This window comes from Peribacillus sp. CSMR9, assembly GCF_033141925.1.
Taxonomy (GTDB): domain Bacteria; phylum Bacillota; class Bacilli; order Bacillales; family DSM-1321; genus Peribacillus; species Peribacillus simplex_A.
Window position 1 is genome coordinate 13,765 of sequence record NZ_JAOPHO010000023.1, and the last position, 19,884, is coordinate 33,648.

Consider the following 19,884-nt stretch of genomic DNA (forward strand, 5'->3'; position numbering starts at 1 on the left):
CGTCTGTTCTCTGAGCAGACACTTAGACTGGTAGACCCAAGTATTGATCCATCCAGTTATTATTTCTCTAACTGCTACAAATAAAATCAAAAAGGTTTCGGAATGGGACCATTCCGAAACCTTTTTTTCTACAAACTGAGCGACTTCTCTCTGAGCAGACACTTTTTTGGTTAAGACATTAAATCCACTAGAACCGCCTTTTGGGCATGAAGACGATTTCCTGCTTGGTGGAAAACGACGGAATTCGGTCCATCGATGACTTCAGCTGTTACTTCTTCTTCCCTGTGAGCAGGGAGGCAGTGCATGAATAAATAATCTTCTTTGGCATGTTTCACAAGTTCACTATTGATTTGATAATCTTTAAAGGCTTCTAAGCGAATACTATTCTCGATTTCCTGCCCCATGGAGGTCCAAACATCGGAATAGACGATATCCGCATCTTTTATAGCTTCTGAAGCTGAGGTTGTCACCACAATTTCACTGCCAGTCTCTTCTGCCACTTTTTGAGCATAGGCAACGACCTTTTCATCAGGTTTGTAGGCCTCAGGGCATCCAATGGAAAAATCCATTCCCATTTTTGCGCAGCCGACCATCAATGAATTGGCAACATTATTGCCATCTCCGATATAACTCATCTTCAGGCCTTTTAGCTGCCCTTTTATCTCGATGATCGTCAAGAAGTCAGCAAGTACCTGACAAGGATGTGCAAGGTCTGTTAACCCATTGATGACTGGGATAGAAGCATTTTCCGACAACTCTAGGATTTTTTCATGCTCGAAGGTACGAATCATGATCCCATCAATATATTCGGAAAGGACTTTTGCAGTATCGGAAATAGTTTCCCCGCGTCCAATTTGCAAGTCATTACCACTTAAGAACAAAGCGTGTCCGCCAAGCTGCATCATGCCAACTTCAAAAGAAACACGGGTACGGGTAGACGATTTTTCAAAGATCATCCCCAGCGTTTTCCCTTTTAAAGGTGTATATTCCTCGCCAGCTTGCAATTTGCCTTTAATGGTCTGTGCCAGCTTTAATAAATCCGCTATCGCAGTGGGTGTTGACTCCTTCATGGTCAAAAAGTCTTTTCCATTTAAAATCTTCGCTTGTGTCGGTGTCGTCATTGAACTCATACTTGTGACACTCCTTCCGAATATGATACAAGCCATTCCTGAAGCGAGATAACCCCTGGATCAGCATTTTCTAACGATTGTAGATAGGCTTTGAAAGTCTCTTCTTCCGTAAATGCCAGAAGGCGATATTTTGCTGCCATTAACCTTAGCTTCTTATCTTCTTCTGTTGTTCCATATGCCAAAACGACCGATGCATTCCCTTCATTTAACCATTTATCAAAATTTGAATCCCCCAGTGTCAAACCTGCTTCACTGATTTGCACTAGCAAATCTTCGCTTAATTTGACTGATTTGGATTGATAAACACCTGAATTATGATTAGCATTTTGAGCATGGAATACTTTTGTCAATGCTTCTTTTACCGTTACTCCGATGGCGATTCCTTCACCAGTTGATTTCATTTCCGGACCTACCTTCGAATCTAGGCCGCTTAGTGCAAATGTAGAGAATACTGGATATTTGACGACTGCATATGGAATTTCTTCCATTAAGCCCGTTTTTTCGAACACATTCGACAATGAATATTTCCCAAGCAATATTTTTGTCGCTATTTGCACCAAGGGTACATCGGTGACTTTACTGATGATTGGAATTGTCCGACTGGCGCGAGGGTTTACTTCCAATACATATACACTATTTCCTTCAATCACGAATTGAATGTTCATAAGTCCTTTATAACCAAGCTCGATTACTAGTTTTTTCGCATATTGGGTCATTTTATCTTTGATTTCATTGGTTAATGATTGGGCTGGCAGTAATGCCATGCTATCCCCTGAATGGACGCCTGCTTTTTCTACATGTTCCGCAATGATTGGAATATATACATCATTTCCATCAGCAATCAAATCGATTTCGGCTTCTTTCCCTGGAATATAAGAATCGATCAATACGGGGTATGCAAGTGCAGTCCCATTTTCCATTCTATTCAATAAGCTTTCCTTGGAGCGGATGATTTCCATTCCTTGGCCGCCAATTACATATGATGGGCGTAAGAGTACTGGAAAACCGATAGCCTCTGCACGGTCAATTAATTGTTCTTCACCATTAGCCATCGAACCGGGTACATGAGGAATATCCAGTTTTTGAAGAAGCTGATAAAAACGATCACGGTCTTCTAATTGATCGAGTGTATCGAAGGAAGTCCCCAACAAGTTGACACCGTAATCTTCCAGGCCTTTTGCCAGGTTTATCGCAGTCTGCCCACCAAATTGGACGATAACATCTTCAATACCTTCCGCTTCTATTACATTAAGAACGTATTCCAGAGTTAACGGCTCGAAATAAAGGCGGTCTGCCGTGGCAAAATCCGTACTTACCGTTTCCGGGTTATTATTAATCATGATCGTTTCAACATTTTCATCCTGGAGTGCATAAACCCCGTGAACGGAACAGTAATCAAATTCTATTCCCTGTCCAATCCGGATAGGGCCGCTGCCAATCATCAAGACTTTCTTTTTATCCGTTTTTTTCTGTTCGTTCTCACCGAAATATGTTGAATAGTGATAGTTAGTATGTGATTCGAACTCGGCTGCACATGTATCAACCGTTTTGTAGACAGCCGTAAGACCAAGTGACTTCCGGTGTGCTCTCACTTCCAGCTCGCTAACATTCCATACGGAAGCAAGATAGCGGTCTGAAAAGCCCTTTTCCTTATATGACTGCAGTTCTTCCTTTGTTACCTGATCGATTCTCCTAGCTTCAATCTTCATTTCGTTTTGGATCAATGAATCAAAGGATTTAAGGAAGAAATAATCTATGGTTGTGGCTTCATGGATTTCTTCAATCGTCACGCCTTTTCTAAGCATTTCAAAAATGACAAATATTCGCTCATCAGATTTTTCGGCAAGCTTGACCCAAAGCTCAGGAACGGTTTTATTTTTCAGCGATGATAGCTGCAGTCCATTCGTTTTTAATTCCAAAGAATCGACGGCCTTTTGGACTCCCCCCTCAAAACTGCGGTGTAAAGCCATCACTTCACCTGTCGCCTTCATTTGTGTTCCCAATTTGCGGTTGGCGGTCTTGAATTTATCGAATGGCCATCTCGGGAACTTCACCGCTACATAGTCAAGAGCAGGTTCAAAGCTTGAATATGTGCTTTTCGTTACAGGATTGACGATTTCTGATAAATGGTAGCCGACAGCAAGCTTTGCAGCTATGCGTGCTATGGGATAGCCTGTTGCTTTGGAAGCTAATGCCGATGAACGGCTGACGCGTGGGTTTACTTCAATTAGATAATATTGTTTGCTTTTCGGATCAAGTGCGAATTGAATATTACAGCCGCCTATGATACCTAAAGCAGAGATGATTTTAATTGAAGCGGAACGAAGCATCTGAAACTCATCGTCCGATAAGGTCTGTGATGGTGCCACAACGATGGAATCACCAGTATGGATCCCTACCGGATCAATATTTTCCATATTACAGATAGTGATGCACGTATTGATGCCATCTCGCATTACTTCATATTCGACTTCTTTAAATCCAGCTATGCTTCTTTCAATCAAGCATTGTGTAATCGGGCTTTCTTGGAGTCCGCCCCGGACAAGTTCCTTAAAGGTATCCAATGAATCAGCAATCCCACCGCCAGTGCCGCCGAGTGTATAAGCGGGACGAACGATGATCGGGAAACCGATTTTTTCGGCAAAAGCTATCGCTTCTTCAAGAGTATGGACAATTGTACTGTCGGGAACGGGTTCACCTATTTCAAACATCAGCTCACGGAATAGTTCACGATCCTCCCCTTTTTTGATGGAGTCGATCGGAGTTCCCAATAATTTGACTTTATATTTTTCAAGTACTCCAGCATCATCCAATTGATAAGCAAGATTCAATCCTGTTTGACCGCCTAATGTAGCCAGCAGGCCATCCGGCTTTTCTTTGGAAATGATCTTTTCCAGTACATCAACTGTTAAAGGTTCGAAATAGACAGCATCCGCATTCATATCATCAGTCATGATTGTTGCCGGATTGTTGTTGACCAGTATGACTTTATATCCTTCTTCTTTTAAAGCGAGGCAGGCCTGTGTACCTGCATAATCAAATTCGGCGGCCTGCCCGATGACAATTGGCCCCGAACCAATCACTAAAATGGTCTGTATCGTGTTGTCCTTAGGCATAGGCTTTTTCTCTCCCGCTATAATCATTTATCATTTGTAAAAAGTCGTTAAAAAGAAGTGAACTCTCGATGGGTCCTGGATTAGCCTCCGGATGGTACTGGGTAGTGAATATTGGCAGGTTTTCATGCATAAGCCCCTCAACTGTGCTATCATTCACATTCCTGAATCTCACTTGAAGAGATGTTCCTTGTAAGCTCGGTTCATCAACCTCATAACTATGATTTTGAGAACTCATATACACCTGTTTCGTTTTCAAATCGACCACGGGCTGATTCGCACCCCGATGTCCAAACAGCATTTTTTTTGTATTTCCCCCAAAGGCTAGGGCCGTTAATTGATGACCGAGACATATGCCCATCGTTGGGAAATTCGTAATGACCTTCTTTATGTTTCCTAAAAGGTATTCAAGCTGTTTTGGATCCCCAGGCCCATTTGAAAGCAAAATACCATCCGGCTTCAAGTCCTTGATTTGTTCGAACTCAGTATCGAATGGAACGACTGAAACTCGGCAGCCTTGTTCAATCAAAGAATCCAATATGGATTTTTTATAACCGAAATCAATCATCACCACATGCTTGTCGCCTTCTCCAAAGCTCTCGACCACCTTTGTGGATACCTCAGATACATGGGCTGATAAACAAACCTGGCCAGGTTTGATAGAAAATTTTTCTTCGGCTGTGATGACAGCCTGCATGGAACCTTCCTGTCTTATATTTTTAACGACCGCTCTTGTGTCAACATGGCTTAAAAGCGGAATGTTCCACTTGTCTAAATATTCACCAAGTGAATATTTAGCTTGATAATGGGAATGGCTCATATTCCCTTCATATACAATAACACCGGCAACATGTGGCTTCTTACTCTCAAAATCATTTTCATTGATTCCATAATTTCCGATTAGAGGATATGTGAAAACGACAATTTGGTCCTTATATGAAGGATCTGTCAATACTTCTTGATATCCGGTCATCCCTGTAAAAAAGACAATCTCTCCATTGATTGCTTTTTCAGTCGATTTAGTCAGCAGTTCCCCTTCAAAGACGGAACCATTCTCTAAATATAGAAAGTTTTTCATGATCTTCACCTCTTTAGATGCTGTATATTTATATATAGAATAGCATAATTATTCATTTTGTTCTATAAAAATTCATTAAATTTAAATAGTTTGTTTTATTGCCAATATTTTTTCAATTTTACTTATCGCCATATCGATTTCCGATTCAGTAACTGTCAGAGATGGGAGTAAACGAAGCACTTTAGGACCTGCACTCAACACAAGTAAGCCCTCTTCTTGAAGTTCCATTAAAAACCCCTGAACATCCTGTTTGCATTCAATCCCGACCATCAACCCCAGTCCGCGAATCTCTTTAACTTCTTCCGATTCCTTTAACGCTTTTGTCAATTCACTCTCAAGGTATTCAGCCTTTTTCACGGTCTCTTTTAAAAACCCTGATTGGAAAATTTCCTTTAAAACGGATTCTGCTGCTGCAACACTAATGGGATTACCTCCAAATGTGGATCCATGACTTCCAGGGTTAAAGAAATCCGACAGCCTTTCCTTTCCAATCATCGCGCCGATTGGCAGGCCATTTCCCAGCCCCTTTGCTGAAGTGATGATGTCGGGTTGGATATTAAAATGCTGGAATGCAAATGGTTTCCCTGTACGTCCTATCCCAGTCTGAATTTCATCAATGATAAGAAGAGCTCCGTGTTCTTGGCATTGAGTTTGAATCGCATCCAGATAGGATTGCTGTACAACATGGATGCCGCCCTCACCTTGAACTATTTCAATCATTACAGCCGCCGTATTTTCATCTATGGCTGCTGCCATAGCATCATTATCATTAAATGGAACATACTCGAATGAAGCTAGCATCGGTCCGAAACCAGACTTTATTTTTTCCTGTCCCGTTGCTGCCATCGTTGCAAACGTACGGCCGTGGAAAGACTGCAGACATGTGACGATTTTGCTTTTCCCAGTAGCTTTACGCGCTAGTTTGATAGCTGCCTCATTCGCTTCGGCTCCACTGTTAGCAAAAAATACCTGGCTTAAACCGGAGGCATCTGCCAGCATTTGTGCTGTCCGTTCCTGTATGGAACTTTGAAACATGTTCGATACGTGCCAATATTTATTAAGCTGTTTGGTGACTGCCATTTTTACCAACTCGTGACAATGACCAAGATTCAAAACCCCGATTCCGGATGTGAAATCCAGATACTCTTTACCTGTTGTACTCGTAATCTTCATTCCTGACGCTTTTCTAGGCTCAATGTTCCACCTTGCATATGTTGGAAATAAAGAACTCATTGAAATACCCCTTCTTCCTGAAGAAATTTCGTACCGATGAATTGTCCGCCTTGATAAAAATGATCTTTTCCACTAACGATCATCACTTCTTCAACCCCTTTATTCAGCACCGATAACGCAGTATTGACTTTCGGAATCATTCCTCCATGGATACTTCCATCCTTTATCAAATCCTTCGTTTCCGTTTCAGTCAATTCCTCAATGATCTGTTCATTCTTTAAGACCCCTTTAACATCGGTCACAAATAAACACATGTCTGCAGATAGCGCCTTCGCTACAGACCCAGCGGCCATATCAGCATTCACATTTAATTTAGTACCTTCTTCGGTAGTTGAAATTGGCGTCAATACGGGACAATAACCATTTTCGAATAATATCCCAAGTAATTCAGTATTGACTTTTTGTATCTCGCCTACAGCTCCAAGTTTCTGTTCATCGATATACTCACCTGTGAGAATCCCGCCGTCAGAACCACTTAAACCGACAGCCTTAATTCCGTGTGCTTCCAATTTATGAACGAGACTGCGGTTAGATTTGCCTGCCAGCATAAGTTCCACAATTCCCATCACTTCAGAGGTCGTTTTTCTTAAACCATTTTCAAAGACTGGTTCAATTTCATATTTTTCAAGCATCGAGTTTATATCAGGGCCGCCTCCATGAACAAAGACAATTTGGTAGCCGCGGTTTTGTAACTCTATAACACTATTGAAAAACGACTCCGATAACTCATTGATGATACTGCCGCCGCACTTTATGACTAATATGTTCATTATTTTCCCCCCCTTACGAACGATAGCTTCCGTTTATTTTTACATAATCATAGGTTAAATCGCAGCCCCATGCCGTTCCGGATTCATTGCCATCTTTCAAATAAACATGAATGATGATACTTTCATTTTCCAAATATGCTTTGGCTTCTTCCTCAGAAAACAGTACTGGCTCACCATCTTTAAGTACGACAATATCACCAAAAACAATCGTCGTTTGATCCGGATTGAATCCCACTCCGCTTCTTCCCATCGCCGCAATGATTCGTCCCCAGTTTGCATCCGCGCCAAAAGCTGCCGTTTTCACTAGATTTGATCCAACGATCGTCTTCGCCATCATCTGTGAATCTTGCTTCGTAGGCATGCCATGAACATTCACTTCTATCAGTTTTGTGGCACCTTCTCCGTCTTTCGCAATTTGTTTTGCCAAATTTTCGGATGTTTGTTTTAATAATTCCAAGAAGACAGACCATTCTGGATGGTTAGCTGTCAAAGGTTCATTTTTCGCTTCTCCATTCGCAAGCACTAACACCATGTCGTTCGTTGAACAGTCACCATCAACCGTAATTTGATTGAATGTATCGTTGGTTATGGAAGATAGTGCTTGCTGTAAATCATTCGGTTCGATGACGGCATCCGTTGTAATGAAACCGAGCATTGTTGCCATGTTTGGATGAATCATTCCCGAACCCTTCGCTGCTCCGCCCATTTTCACGGTTTTACCGTCTATAATTGTTACATAACCACAGCTCTTCGTTACAATATCCGTTGTTAAAATGGCGTTACCAAAATCATCGGCAGCTTCAGGTGAATTTTCTGGCTGCAATGACTCTATCCCTTTTCTAACTTTTTCCATTTTCATGAATTCCCCTATTACTCCGGTAGAAGCCACTGCAAATGAATAATCCTCCATACCGAACTTTTGAGCCGCAAGCTTCCTCATTTCATATGCATCTTTTAGACCCTGAACTCCTGTACAAGCATTCGCACAAGCACTATTCACTACAATGCCGTGAAGTTTTCCAGAAGCGGCAATGCTATCTTTCGTTACATTGATTGGAGCGGCTTGAACAACGTTTTGTGTATAAACCGCGGCGGCCGACGCTGGAACATCGGTAAAAATGATGCCAACATCCTTTTTGGAGTAGCGCAATCCTGCATGGACACCTGACGCTTTGAATCCTTGAGGCATTAAAATGTTTCCTTCTTGAATTTGTTTGATTTCTTCAACTGGCTGTAGTGTATTCATTATTTCCCTCCAAAGTTTATGGATATAGCGGACTGTTCCATAGTCCTGCCGTTTCTTCTAGTCCCATTAATATATTTGCATTTTGAATGGCCTGCCCTGCAGCACCCTTCACTAAATTATCAATAACCGAAACTACCGTTACCCTACCTGTTCTTTCATCATATGCGACACCAATGTCGCAAAAGTTCGATCCATATACCTGTTTCGTGGATGGGAAGCGATCGAGCGGCTGTACCCGGACAAAAGGATGTTTCTCGTATACTGTTTCGTATAAATCCTTTAATTCAACATTTGAGGTTTCCCGATTTACCTTTATATACATCGTTGCCATAATACCTCGTGTCATTGGAACCAGATGGGTATTAAAGGTAATAGGTTGTAAATCAGCTGACCATCGTCCAAGCTGTTGTTCGATTTCCGGTATATGTTGATGTTGATTTACCTTATATATCTTAAAGTTCTCATTCATTTCACTATAATGTGTAACAGCCGAAAGTGATTTACCCGCCCCTGAAACCCCGGATTTTGCATCGATGATCACTTCTGCAGCTGCTCCGGCCAATCCTTCTGTGAATAGAGGGGCAAGGCCTAAAAGTGATGCGGTTGGGTAGCACCCTGGATTTGCAACAATCGCCGCTTGCCTTATCGCTTCAGCATTCCATTCAGCCAAACCGTATACTGCTTCTTCAATAATATGCTGTGGCGCGGCTGTTTTTTTATACCAGTGTTCATATTCACCTGGGGTTTGAAGCCTCAGGTCTCCTGATAGGTCGATTACTTTAATGTCAAGGTCCGAAAATTCCGAAATCAATTGTGAGGAAACACCAGAAGGAGTTGCAAGAAATACAATATCGGATTTTTTTGCAATCGCTTCCGGATCAATTTCTTCTAATTTATCTTTCATATGCATTAAATGTGCATTTTCTTCATATAAATTTCGACCAAATTGGGATGAAGTATGCAATGATTTTATCTTGAATTGCGGATGATTATTCAAAAACCTTATTAGTTCCACTCCTCCATAACCCGTTGCACCTACTATTGATACGTTCATAAAACCATCTCCTATATTTCAAGTACCTGTCATTCTTTGATTATACTATTATATGACTGAATAAAAATAAAATCAAATGTATTTTTATAAATTTCTAAACTTAACTTCCAAATGAAAAATTACCTATTTCAACTTCTATAATTATCCAAAGTTGTTGACTACTAGTGTTTTTTCCGTTTAAATCAAAGGTAGTGTAATAACGGTATCTGAAAGGTGGTCATACACATGAATGGTTTTTCGTTATCTAATCGGCTGCATGCAATTTTAGATAATAGACAGCAAATTAAACATTTGGAAAAAGGGTGCTTCCTTTTTCAGGAAAGCACCCCAGCAAGTGATTTGTATTATATTTTGAAAGGCAAAGTAGAATTGAGTAAGGTTGTTCCCGACGGCCGGGAATTAACTATACGAATTTGTTCGGAGAATGATTTGGTTGGGGAAACAGTCCTTTTTTCTCCAAATCCTAAATATATGGTGAATGCAAAAATGTTGGAAGATGGAACTGTTGCGGTTATTTCCAAAGAGGCATTAGAGGGGAAAATCGCCTCCGATAGCCAGCTTGCAGTTGAAATGATGACATGGTTATCCGCTCAAAACCGTAAAAACCAGGCTAAATTCCGCGATATGCTCCTGCACGGTAAGAAAGGTGCATTATACTCCACCCTCATCCGTTTATCAAATAGCCATGGAACTGAAGTTGAAGACGGTAAAGTTATCAATCTTCCATTTACAAATCAAGAACTCGCCAATTTTTGCGGCACATCCCGCGAGGTAGTCAATCGGATGCTCGCTCAATTAAGGAAAAATAATGTCATCTCCATTAAAAAGGGCCGCATTACGATTCTTGACTTAGACTATTTGAAACAGGAAATCGATTGTGAAAACTGTCCAATAGAAAACTGTACCATCGATTAAATCCTCCCATAATAAGCAGCGAAATACATAATGCCTTACGATCTTAAAATGATCGGATTAATTTTCAGGCTCATTCATCCCTAGGACCATTGAATTTTTTTCATTATTATGGGATTCGAATAAAATAATTTCACAATCATCTAAAAATGCATAAAATAAGCATAAAAATCCTTTTAAGCAATTTGGCAAGCATCAGTTGCTCTTATCGACTATACATATTAAATGAAGGGATGGCATAGTGCCATCCCTTCATTTTTTTACATTCATTCAGACGGAAGTCCTTATTGTTTTGTTACCCTCCAATGAATGACATTTCGATTTTTGCATGTTTCTTCAATGTCCCGGCTTCACGCTCATCTGAATAGCGGTCGTCCCTATGGTTCCAAAGCGCTATGATGAATCCAGTCAATTCTTCATCTGTCATGTCGGAACGGATTAATGACTTCAAGTCCTGCCCCTTTCCATTGAACAGGCATGTATATAAACTTCCATTAGCTGAAAGGCGTGCACGTGTACAACTGGAACAAAAAGACTCTGATACGGATGTTATGAAGCCCACTTCTGCAGTAGTGCCCTTATAACGAAAGCGTTTTGCCACTTCTCCGAAATAATCTTCTTCAACCGGTTCAAGCTCGAATTCGGTTTGGAGCATCTCAAGAAGTTCTTTTTTCGTAATGACATTCTTCAGCTGCCAGCCATTTGTATGTCCGACATCCATGAATTCAATATAGCGTAATTGGACGTCCTCTTCTTTACAAAAACGGGCCATCGGCAGGATTTGAGATTCATTGGCTTCTTTTTTCACTACCATATTCACTTTAACGCCAAGCCCTGCTTCTTTGGCAGCAGCTATGCCTTCAATAACCGGCTTTATCCCGATATCTCTGCCGTTCATCTTCTTAAAAAGTTCATCATCGAGGCTGTCTAAACTGATATTCACCCTCTGTAAACCAGCTGCCTTCAAATTCGCGGCATGTTTTTTCAGGAACACACCATTCGTGGTCAATCCTATATCTTCAATACCTTCAATTTTAATGAGCTCTGAAATCAGTGTGGCAAGATCTCTCCGGAGTAATGGTTCCCCGCCTGTCAATCTTAGTTTTTTCACTCCTAAGCTTGCAAATATCTTTGAAAGCCTTACAATTTCCTCATAAGATAAAAGCTCACTTTTAGGCAGGAACTGAAAATTCTCATGAAAAATTTCAGCTGGCATGCAATACTGACAGCGAAAGTTACACCGATCTATGACTGAAATTCTTAAATCCCTTAGTGGCCTGTCCAATGAATCTTTTATATGACTGTTCAATTAACCACTCCTAGCCATAAGTATTAGAAAAAAACCAGACCATAAAAAGTGGCTCCATTGAATGGATTCACTGTTTTTTGACTGGCTTTATATTTCTATTACAACATGGTCATTATTTGATTCCTAATGCAATTTTAGCATACCTGGACATCATGTCTTTCGACCATGGCGGACTCCAGACGATCTTCACATCCGTTTCCTTGACCTCTGGAATATCTTCCAGAACCAATTTCACTTGATCGACAATCGTCCCAGCAAGTGGACAGCCCATTGAAGTCAATGTCATCGATACTGTAGTCAAACCTTCCTCATCCATATCCACATCATATACCAAACCTAAATTCACGATATCTATACCAAGCTCAGGGTCAATTACCTGCTCCAAAGCCCCCAAAATAATGTCTTTTGTATCTTGATCCACTTCAATCACTCCTTTATGGAAAATTTCTTCCGTTTTAGATAGTCGTTGTCCATTTGGACCTTAACCTATCTCCATATTAGAATCATAACAGATTTTGAATGAGCACTTAAGCTTTTTGCACTGTTGGCAGCAAATATTTCGCGAACCAGTCTGCAGTCATAAGCACGCCTTCTCTACTGACCCTATGTCCTGCCTTAGGGTCGAGGATAAAATCAATTCTTTCATTTGTATCATTATACCCTGCTTTGACCCCTTCATAAAAGTGATATGCATGTTGATAAGGCACAACTGGATCCTTAGCTCCATGCCAAAAAAGAAGCGGGCGGTTGGAAAGCTTATTTTGATTAAGACTCAAATCATATGGCTTGAGCTGTTCAATCACTTTGGCTACTTCCTCATCAGTAGCGGGGAAATTAACTTTCCTTTTCTTAATTTCCTCCATTTGGAGCTCTGCATACGCGACATATGATGGGTTCCCCATTAAACTTACTCCGGCGGATATCCATTCATAAGCAGCCATAGCCCCATTCGTAACTATTCCCCCCATGGAGGTACCCGCTACACCAATTCTGTCAGGATCAATTAATTTTCTGGATAATAAATCATCCTTCATCAAAGATATATCCTGGATGGTTTGTAAAACCATTTCCCAAAACCGGGGCATCATTTGAGAATCACTCAAACCAGCTCCCCTTTTCCCATGATGAATTACATCGGGAAGAAGAACACGAAACCCCTTCTCAGCCAATAAATAAGCATAGTGAAGATTGTGTTCCTTTGCACTTTGATAACCATGTATAAAAATAATAAGCGGCAATTCCTGATGGAAAGTGGTTTGCTCACTTAAGTGTAATACAGGAATATGTCCAATTTGCTCATTTTCAATTATTATCAATTTAAACCCTCCGGATGCTTTGTTACGATCTTTACCTAAAGAAGTTTCACTACCTTCTCAAAAAGGCTTAGGTTTCCTCATTCCATTCCTTTAAACCTATACTTCGCTTTAAGTATTATAATCCTGCATATATAGTAATATCATACAGGAATGCATAAAGAATGAAAAAGATTTACATTTACTTTAAAATAGCCTTAACAATATTCGCATATAATGAAATAAAAAGAACAGAAGGTGTTTACATGACTGAGAAACATTTAATCGTCTTGGATCTTGATGGTACTTTACTTACAGATAAAAAAACAATTTCTCCAAGGACTAAACAAACACTACTGAAACTAAAAAAAGATGGGCATGAAGTTATGATCGCCACCGGTCGTCCCTTTCGCTCAAGTGAACTTTATTACCGGGAATTGGGATTGACTACACCCATCGTTAATTTCAATGGCGCTTTCGTCCATCACCCATTGCTGACAAGCTGGGGGCTGTATCACTCCCCATTGGATATAAATGTTGCGAAAGAGATTGTTGAAGCGTGCGATCATTTTCAATATCACAATATCATCGCCGAAGTCCGTGATGACGTTTATGTCCATTATCATGATGAAAAGTTGATGGACATGTTCAATGTAGGAAACCCCAACATGAAGACGGGTGACTTGCGCAATTTCCTTCAGGATTCCCCAACTTCGATGCTAATTCATACAGATAGTGAATTTGTAGGCCAGATTCGCCAGCATTTATCCGATGTCCATGCAGAATTGGTCGATCATCGCCGCTGGGCAGAGCCTTTTCATATCATCGAAATCATTAAGAGCGGGTTAAGTAAAGCCGTGGGTCTAAAACGGGTATCCAACTATCTGGAAATTCCTCAAAACAGGATAATCGCTTTCGGTGATGAAGATAATGATTTGGAAATGCTCGATTACGCGGGAACCGGGGTTGCTATGGGGAATGCAATCTCACCAGTAAAAACGGTAGCAAATACAACTACATTGACGAATGAAGAAGATGGCATAGCAGTCTTCCTCGAAGAAAAATTCAATATAAAACCGTAAAACGACATTTTTTACCTTCATAATATCTCTCTTACAAGTTCAAACTAATATGGACAGCAGCTTCCTTCTGTTGTCGACAACGCTCAGAATCGGAGGAGATAAGTATGGGTAAAAGCAGTAAATCTAAACGATTTGTACAGCAGGGCAAAGAAAGTGTTGCCAGGCATGCCGAAAAAATCCCTTATCACACTACGTTTGAAGAAGCTGAAAAAGACAGGTTGAGAATTATGTCTGAACAAAGCTATGGTGGCTTCTAATGGGAAACAAATTATTCCAGAAAGCTAGAGAATTTGTTGAAGAAGCTCTCCACTCTGAGCATGATGGGGACCAGCATAAGACTGAGGATGTCGCTAAAAACGCTCTTTCATCGGCCTTTGCCAATACGACCGAGGCCGAAAAAGAACAACTGCGAGAACTCCAGGATGACCTGGAAAACCACTCGAAATAAAGTGAAAGCCTCCAGGATTCCTGGAGGCTTTCATTATGTTAAACGTGAATTGTTATTTTGTTCCTTTCCGCCTTTTTGTCCAATTTCCCGGCTTGTAGTGATTTATAGTCCTTCCCCGCCTTTACGTCCTTCTTCTTGTCTCTCATTTTTTCTTCGTTAGCCATTTTTGTCACTTCTTCATAAGGTTTTAATTTGGCGCTTCAATATAAGATTTAGCCGATTTGTACACGCAATAAACTTAAAACGCCGAAAACTTTCCTTTTGTAAAAGTAGTGTAATGGCCTTAATTGTTAATTTCATTCCCTGCGGAAGGTACCAACGATGCCTGAAGTTTCTATTATGTTTGTGAAAGCGTGTGGATCCACTTCCTTGATGATCTTTTCAAGCTCATAAAGTTCATACCTTGTAATGACAATCAATAACATTTCCTTATTTTCGTTAGTAAACGCCCCTTTTGCCGGAATCCTTGTAATTCCACGGACTAACTGCGCGTGGATTGCCTGTTTAAGTTCTTCGCTTTTCTTTGTAATGATCATCGCTGTAAGCTTTTCATGACGAGTATGTATCGCGTCCACAACACGGGTCGATGTGTAAAGGGTAACGAGTGTATACAAAGCTTTTTCAGGTCCATAAACAGCGCCTGCCGTAACAATGATCACACCATTCAGCAGAAATAAATAAGTACCTACAGGTTTATCTTTCTTCCGTGATAGAAGCATGGCGATAATGTCCATTCCGCCAGTCGATGCCCCGTACTTCAAGGTGATTCCCACACCTACTGCAGCTATGACTCCGCCAAACACCGCATTCAATAATATGTCAGGTGACCAGCGAGTAATCGGAATGATTTCCATAAAAAAGGACATCAAGACAACGCTGAGAAAACTATAAAAGGTAAAGGACTTCCCAACTTTTCGCCAAGCAATGATCGTTACTGGAACGTTCAATAAAAGCAATAGAATGCCTGTCGATACATCAAAAGGTGCAAAAGAACCTATCATCCTCGATAGTAGCTGAGCCACTCCTGTAAAGCCGCTTGCATATACGTTTGCCGGTATTAGAAAAAAGTTCATCGCGATAGCATTTAGTAATGCTCCGACCACAACTATGATAATTTTCTTCATTTCACCACTGTACATCCTAAAAACCTCCATTTCACCCTTATCCTATTATCTTTTTACCCTTAATTATTTATTCTATTTATGTAGAGATTGAATTTTTACCGTTACGTGCTACACTAAAAAGTAGAGTGGTCACTCATTTTCTAAAAATTGTAAAAAGAAAGCAGGTGTATTATGGCTATCACAATTCTTGCAGATAGTGCATGTGATTTGCCATTGTCTTTCTATAAGGAAAACAATGTATCATTAATCCCTCTACAAGTCCATCTTGATGGGAGAAATTATGAAGATTTACTTACTATTAATTCTCACGAAGTCTATCAGGCAATGATTGAGGGAAAAGCCCCGAAAACATCGCAAGCTTCTCCAGAATACTTTATAGAACTCTTCACACAATTTGCTAAGGAGAAAAAACAAGGAATATATATAGCCTTTTCCTCTGAGTTATCAGGAACTTATCAAACGGCAGTGATGATTCTTAATCAGGTGAAGGAAGAATACCCTGACCTTGACATAGAAATCGTCAATACCAAATGCGCTTCGATGGGAGTCGGTTTAATTGTAAAGAAAGCAGCCGACCTAGCAGCAAACGGTGCCTCTAAAGAAGAAATCCTAGCTGACATCGAATTACGCACCAGACATATGGAGCATCTATTCACTGTAGATAATCTTGAATATTTGGCGCGTGGCGGTCGCATCTCCAAGACCTCTGCCCTTGTAGGCGGTTTATTAAACATTAAACCGTTATTGCATGTTGAAGACGGAAAGCTTGTTCCGCTTGAAAAGATACGCGGCAAAAAGAAATTGATTAAACGTGTAATCGAATTAATGCATGAAAGAGGCAAAAATTTAACAACCCAAACGATTGCCATCAGTCATGGTGATGATGAAGCAACGGCCTTGGAATGGAAGGAAGCCATTCAAAATGAATTCGGGACAACCGATTTCATGATCCATACAATTGGCTCCGTCATCGGTGCACATGCCGGTCCTGGTACAATTGCCCTCTTCTTCTTAAACGATACCCCTGAGAAATCATAAACATACATACTCCCTTCCATTATTGTGAACAATATATATTGATCATGATAATGGAAGGGAGTTTTCACTTTGTCAAAAACAACTGATAACAATAAAAGGCCAAAAGATAACCAAGCGATAAATGCTGAAAAAAATAGCGCATTTCAGGAAAACCTCGCTGCAGGCAAGCATTCCTATTCGAAGAAAACGGACCATAAATGAAGCGCGGGGCTAGTCCCCTTGCTTTTTTAATAGGCTGTCACCGCTTTACCATATGATTTATATAGTTGTCTTCCTATCACACTTTCTCTATAATAAAGGAAATAAACCCTGCTGGAGGTAAGTGATGGCAAAGGAAAACTCATTTGATATTGTTTCAAAAGTAGACTTTTCAGAGGTAACGAATGCAGTTACCATGGCTATGAAGGAAATAAAGACCCGCTATGATTTTAAAGGGAGCATAAGCAGTATCACCATTGAAAAAGAAGACCTGGTTTTAGTGTCAGACGATGAATATAAGCTTGACCAGTTGAAGGATGTCCTCATTGGTAAACTCATTAAACGTGACGTACCGATCAAGAATCTGGACTATGGTAAGCTAGAAGGTGCTTCTGGTGGAACCGTCCGCCAACGGGCCAAGTTAATTCAAGGCATCGATAAGGAACAAGCAAAAAAGATCAATACCATCATTAAAAATAGCGGTCTTAAAGTGAAAAGCCAAATCCAGGATGATCAAATCCGGGTTACCGGCAAGAACCGGGATGATCTGCAAGGAATTATTTCCGCGATACGAGGCGCTGATCTGTCCATTGATGTACAATTCTTAAATTACCGGTAGTAATAAGGCCTCACCTGCTCAGGTAGGCCTTTTTTTATATGCAGCTGCTGCCTCTATTTTTTGTTAATACCCTCTTTCCCCTCAAATGAATCTCCTTCATAGAACATGGAAAGACTAGTCATGTTCCCCTCAGTTAAAACATTAAATAATATACCTAAGGACAATTTTAACCATTTTTTACATGTTTTGTTTTTCCGAAAAGAAGGAATAGAAATAGTGTAGATAATTAAACAGGAGGCGTTTTAATCTTGACTAGTCAAAACCCAAATCAAAACAAACAAGGATTTCCACCTCAACATCAACAGCACCAACCTGGAGTGGAAACAAAAATGGAACCAAACCCTGATTCAGTTAAATCTGCCTACAAAGGAAGCGGTAAATTAAAAGGGAAAACCGCAATCATAACAGGAGGAGACAGCGGAATAGGTAAATCTGTTGCCATTTATTACGCTAAAGAAGGAGCAAATGTGACAGTTGCATACTTGGATGAACACGAGGATGCTAAAACGACAAAAGAATTGATCGAAAAAGAAGGACAGAAATGTTTACTCATTTCCGGGGATATCGGTGATGAAGCCTTCTGCCAAGATGTCGTCAATAAAACGGTGGATGAATTCGGCGGTTTGGACATTCTAGTCAACAACGCTGGAGAACAGCATGTGCAGACAAGCATCCTTGACATTTCTGCTGAACAATTGGAAAAAACGTTCCGCACTAACATTTTCTCGATGTTCCACTTAACAAAAGCTGCATTAAAGCACCTTAATAAAGGAAGCAGTATCATTAATACAACCTCTATCACAGCTTATCAAGGAAACCCAAAACTAATCGATTACTCTTCAACGAAAGGTGCAATTCTAGCATTTACAAGAGCCCTTTCGAACTCCGTTTCTAAAGATGGCATCAGAGTGAACGGTGTTGCGCCAGGCCCTATCTGGACCCCACTGATTCCTGCCTCATTCGGTGAAGAGGATGTTGCCAAATTCGGTCAGGATACTCCAATGGGTCGCGCAGGGCAGCCTGAGGAATTAGCACCAGCCTATGTATATTTGGCAAGTGATGATTCATCTTATGTCAGCGGACAAGTCATCCATGTAAACGGCGGGACCGTTGTAAATGGATAAGGCCTTAACTTCCTTAGCGACAAAAGCAGTGGACTTCGCAAATTGAAATCCACTGCTTTTACTTTTTCAAGCAGGATATTTCCAGTTTAAACGGAAATATATGTATGAGAAGGAGCTGTGCCATTTGAAAAATATTGTAGATCCATGGTTCACCGTTCAGGAATTGGACTCAGAAACGTTCGCAATTAGTGAATATGGTCATTGGGAGAACGTCCACTCCTTTTTACTACTTGGGGAGACCAGGGCTGCGTTAATCGATACAGGGTTAGGCATCGATTCGATTAAGCGAATTACGGACCAGCTTACCGATCTTCCTATTATCGTCCTGACCACACATGTGCATGCGGATCATATTGGCGGTCATGGGGATTTTGATACAATTTATGTTCATGGTGATAATGCCGATTGGCTGATCAATGGCATTAAAGGTTTGTCTTTGGAACAAATAAGAAAAGAAATGGCTCGGGATATCACCATACCCGTCCCGGAATCATTCGACCCTATTACATACAAGCCATTCCAAGGGTACCCTGATAAGCTCTTAACAGATGGGGAAACCATTGATCTTGGGAACCGCAGTTTAGGCATTTATCACACGCCTGGGCATTCACCTGGCCACATTTCTATTTTGGATAATGAAACAGGTTATTTATTTACTGGTGACCTGCTTTATTCAGATACACCAGTTTATGCATTTTACCCATCGACAAGCCCTGAAGACCTTGTGAATTCGTTAGAAAAAATCGCTAAGCTCCAGGAAGTCTCCAAAATCTATGGCGGACACAACAAGCTCGGCCTCGAACCAAGGATTCTTGAGGAAGTCCTCGAAGCCATTCAATATCTTAGAGATAATAACTTAATCAGACACGGAACCGGTGTACATACATTCAAAAGTTTCAGCGTGCAATTCTAGCAAAAGGGGTTAGGAATTAACATTCCGAACCCCTTTTGAAATTCCCTTTGAATTTTGCTCAGCCCACTATGTTAGGCCATTTTTGGACCTTGCCATGTCCAATTGGCCACTTCTTTACATTCATGGCAGCGAAAGTGAGGACCGCCCGCAGAAAGCGAGCCCTACGTTCCAATCGACGTTCAAATTGTACAAGCCATAAAA

Annotated in this window: 21 protein-coding genes; 9 read left to right on the forward strand and 12 right to left on the reverse strand. The window is 40.8% G+C overall.

All coding sequences use genetic code 11. The annotated features are described in order from the left end of the window. Positions 1-170 precede the first annotated feature (170 nt). From argF to argC, 7 genes are all read right to left on the reverse strand, one after another. Entirely contained in the window at positions 171-1,121 is a 951-nt protein-coding gene (gene argF / locus N9I19_RS12555) for an ornithine carbamoyltransferase (protein ID WP_061465999.1), read from the reverse strand. A gap of 5 nt (positions 1,122-1,126) precedes the next feature. Continuing rightward, on the reverse strand, positions 1,127-4,246 hold the full coding sequence (gene carB / locus N9I19_RS12560) for a carbamoyl-phosphate synthase (glutamine-hydrolyzing) large subunit (protein WP_317777962.1): 3,120 nt from the start codon (positions 4,244-4,246) through the stop codon (positions 1,127-1,129). Beyond that, positions 4,239-5,321: a carbamoyl phosphate synthase small subunit gene (locus N9I19_RS12565; protein WP_317777963.1), complete on the reverse strand. Its 1,083-nt coding sequence runs from the start codon at positions 5,319-5,321 to the stop codon at positions 4,239-4,241. The genes carB and N9I19_RS12565 overlap by 8 nt, the downstream gene beginning before the upstream one ends. Before the next feature lie 81 nt (positions 5,322-5,402). Next, positions 5,403-6,554 (reverse strand): acetylornithine transaminase, encoded by a 1,152-nt coding sequence (argD, locus tag N9I19_RS12570; protein ID WP_317777964.1) that lies wholly within the window; start codon positions 6,552-6,554, stop codon positions 5,403-5,405. Continuing rightward, complete coding sequence (argB, locus tag N9I19_RS12575; protein ID WP_089363663.1) at positions 6,551-7,324, reverse strand: acetylglutamate kinase; 774 nt, start codon at positions 7,322-7,324, stop codon at positions 6,551-6,553. Before argB ends, argD begins: the two co-directional genes overlap by 4 nt. Positions 7,325-7,337: 13 nt before the next feature. Continuing rightward, a complete protein-coding gene (gene argJ, locus N9I19_RS12580; RefSeq protein WP_317777965.1) occupies positions 7,338-8,570 on the reverse strand; it encodes a bifunctional ornithine acetyltransferase/N-acetylglutamate synthase in 1,233 nt (410 codons plus the stop codon). Between the two features lie 16 nt (positions 8,571-8,586). Further along, positions 8,587-9,624, reverse strand: a complete 1,038-nt coding sequence (gene argC / locus N9I19_RS12585) for an N-acetyl-gamma-glutamyl-phosphate reductase (RefSeq protein ID WP_317777966.1) — start codon at positions 9,622-9,624, stop codon at positions 8,587-8,589. 225 nt (positions 9,625-9,849) lie between these two features. Between argC and N9I19_RS12590 the strand changes: the two genes are divergently transcribed. Then, positions 9,850-10,539, forward strand: a complete 690-nt coding sequence (locus tag N9I19_RS12590) for a Crp/Fnr family transcriptional regulator (RefSeq protein WP_317777967.1) — start codon at positions 9,850-9,852, stop codon at positions 10,537-10,539. A gap of 292 nt (positions 10,540-10,831) precedes the next feature. Here N9I19_RS12590 and moaA read toward each other — a convergent pair whose 3' ends face one another. The 3 genes from moaA to N9I19_RS12605 form a co-directional block, all read right to left on the reverse strand. Beyond that, the gene (gene moaA / locus N9I19_RS12595) at positions 10,832-11,845 is read right to left on the reverse strand and encodes a GTP 3',8-cyclase MoaA (protein WP_317777968.1); all 1,014 of its coding nucleotides are present in this window, start codon (positions 11,843-11,845) and stop codon (positions 10,832-10,834) included. 112 nt (positions 11,846-11,957) lie between these two features. Continuing rightward, positions 11,958-12,266 (reverse strand): metal-sulfur cluster assembly factor, encoded by a 309-nt coding sequence (locus N9I19_RS12600; protein ID WP_089363659.1) that lies wholly within the window; start codon positions 12,264-12,266, stop codon positions 11,958-11,960. A gap of 106 nt (positions 12,267-12,372) precedes the next feature. After that, positions 12,373-13,161, reverse strand: coding sequence for a prolyl oligopeptidase family serine peptidase (locus N9I19_RS12605; RefSeq protein WP_317777970.1), 789 nt, complete (start codon positions 13,159-13,161; stop codon positions 12,373-12,375). Between the two features lie 242 nt (positions 13,162-13,403). Between N9I19_RS12605 and N9I19_RS12610 the strand changes: the two genes are divergently transcribed. The 3 genes from N9I19_RS12610 to N9I19_RS12620 all read left to right on the forward strand — a co-directional run bounded on the left by N9I19_RS12610 (position 13,404) and on the right by N9I19_RS12620 (position 14,667). Then, positions 13,404-14,219 carry a Cof-type HAD-IIB family hydrolase gene (locus N9I19_RS12610; protein ID WP_061465998.1) on the forward strand — a complete coding sequence of 272 codons (816 nt, stop codon included), beginning with the start codon at positions 13,404-13,406 and terminating at the stop codon, positions 14,217-14,219. A gap of 104 nt (positions 14,220-14,323) precedes the next feature. Beyond that, the gene (locus N9I19_RS12615; protein WP_164468789.1) at positions 14,324-14,476 is read left to right on the forward strand and encodes a hypothetical protein; all 153 of its coding nucleotides are present in this window, start codon (positions 14,324-14,326) and stop codon (positions 14,474-14,476) included. Then, positions 14,476-14,667 carry a DUF3813 domain-containing protein gene (locus tag N9I19_RS12620; protein WP_061462070.1) on the forward strand — a complete coding sequence of 64 codons (192 nt, stop codon included), beginning with the start codon at positions 14,476-14,478 and terminating at the stop codon, positions 14,665-14,667. Before N9I19_RS12615 ends, N9I19_RS12620 begins: the two co-directional genes overlap by 1 nt. A gap of 38 nt (positions 14,668-14,705) precedes the next feature. Here N9I19_RS12620 and N9I19_RS12625 read toward each other — a convergent pair whose 3' ends face one another. Both N9I19_RS12625 and N9I19_RS12630 read right to left on the reverse strand, forming a co-directional pair. After that, a complete protein-coding gene (locus N9I19_RS12625; protein ID WP_317777971.1) occupies positions 14,706-14,831 on the reverse strand; it encodes a hypothetical protein in 126 nt (41 codons plus the stop codon). Between the two features lie 132 nt (positions 14,832-14,963). After that, positions 14,964-15,806 (reverse strand): YitT family protein, encoded by an 843-nt coding sequence (locus N9I19_RS12630; RefSeq protein WP_284471472.1) that lies wholly within the window; start codon positions 15,804-15,806, stop codon positions 14,964-14,966. Positions 15,807-15,962: 156 nt separating this feature from the next. Between N9I19_RS12630 and N9I19_RS12635 the strand changes: the two genes are divergently transcribed. The 5 genes from N9I19_RS12635 to N9I19_RS12655 all read left to right on the forward strand — a co-directional run bounded on the left by N9I19_RS12635 (position 15,963) and on the right by N9I19_RS12655 (position 19,683). Beyond that, positions 15,963-16,829: a DegV family protein gene (locus N9I19_RS12635; protein WP_061462068.1), complete on the forward strand. Its 867-nt coding sequence runs from the start codon at positions 15,963-15,965 to the stop codon at positions 16,827-16,829. Positions 16,830-16,898: 69 nt separating this feature from the next. Continuing rightward, positions 16,899-17,030 (forward strand): DUF3941 domain-containing protein, encoded by a 132-nt coding sequence (locus N9I19_RS12640; RefSeq protein WP_081108721.1) that lies wholly within the window; start codon positions 16,899-16,901, stop codon positions 17,028-17,030. A gap of 124 nt (positions 17,031-17,154) precedes the next feature. Further along, entirely contained in the window at positions 17,155-17,646 is a 492-nt protein-coding gene (locus N9I19_RS12645; RefSeq protein WP_061462067.1) for a YajQ family cyclic di-GMP-binding protein, read from the forward strand. A gap of 248 nt (positions 17,647-17,894) precedes the next feature. Then, entirely contained in the window at positions 17,895-18,770 is an 876-nt protein-coding gene (locus tag N9I19_RS12650) for an SDR family oxidoreductase (RefSeq protein WP_317777972.1), read from the forward strand. 124 nt (positions 18,771-18,894) lie between these two features. Next, positions 18,895-19,683: an MBL fold metallo-hydrolase gene (locus N9I19_RS12655; RefSeq protein ID WP_317777973.1), complete on the forward strand. Its 789-nt coding sequence runs from the start codon at positions 18,895-18,897 to the stop codon at positions 19,681-19,683. Positions 19,684-19,884 lie beyond the last annotated feature (201 nt).

Excerpts from the sequence above, each read along its gene's own strand:
- argF (WP_061465999.1), bottom strand. The coding sequence starts at position 1,121 with ATGACGACACCGACACAAGCGAAGATTTTAAATGGAAAAGACTTTTTG.
- carB (WP_317777962.1), bottom strand. The coding sequence starts at position 4,246 with ATGCCTAAGGACAACACGATACAGACCATTTTAGTGATTGGTTCGGGG.
- N9I19_RS12565 (WP_317777963.1), bottom strand. The coding sequence starts at position 5,321 with ATGAAAAACTTTCTATATTTAGAGAATGGTTCCGTCTTTGAAGGGGAA.
- argD (WP_317777964.1), bottom strand. The coding sequence starts at position 6,554 with ATGAGTTCTTTATTTCCAACATATGCAAGGTGGAACATTGAGCCTAGA.
- argB (WP_089363663.1), bottom strand. The coding sequence starts at position 7,324 with ATGAACATATTAGTCATAAAGTGCGGCGGCAGTATCATCAATGAGTTA.
- argJ (WP_317777965.1), bottom strand. The coding sequence starts at position 8,570 with ATGAATACACTACAGCCAGTTGAAGAAATCAAACAAATTCAAGAAGGA.
- argC (WP_317777966.1), bottom strand. The coding sequence starts at position 9,624 with ATGAACGTATCAATAGTAGGTGCAACGGGTTATGGAGGAGTGGAACTA.
- N9I19_RS12590 (WP_317777967.1), top strand. The coding sequence starts at position 9,850 with ATGAATGGTTTTTCGTTATCTAATCGGCTGCATGCAATTTTAGATAAT.
- N9I19_RS12610 (WP_061465998.1), top strand. The coding sequence starts at position 13,404 with ATGACTGAGAAACATTTAATCGTCTTGGATCTTGATGGTACTTTACTT.
- N9I19_RS12615 (WP_164468789.1), top strand. The coding sequence starts at position 14,324 with ATGGGTAAAAGCAGTAAATCTAAACGATTTGTACAGCAGGGCAAAGAA.
- N9I19_RS12620 (WP_061462070.1), top strand. The coding sequence starts at position 14,476 with ATGGGAAACAAATTATTCCAGAAAGCTAGAGAATTTGTTGAAGAAGCT.
- N9I19_RS12625 (WP_317777971.1), bottom strand. The coding sequence starts at position 14,831 with ATGGCTAACGAAGAAAAAATGAGAGACAAGAAGAAGGACGTAAAGGCG.
- N9I19_RS12630 (WP_284471472.1), bottom strand. The coding sequence starts at position 15,806 with ATGTACAGTGGTGAAATGAAGAAAATTATCATAGTTGTGGTCGGAGCA.
- N9I19_RS12635 (WP_061462068.1), top strand. The coding sequence starts at position 15,963 with ATGGCTATCACAATTCTTGCAGATAGTGCATGTGATTTGCCATTGTCT.
- N9I19_RS12645 (WP_061462067.1), top strand. The coding sequence starts at position 17,155 with ATGGCAAAGGAAAACTCATTTGATATTGTTTCAAAAGTAGACTTTTCA.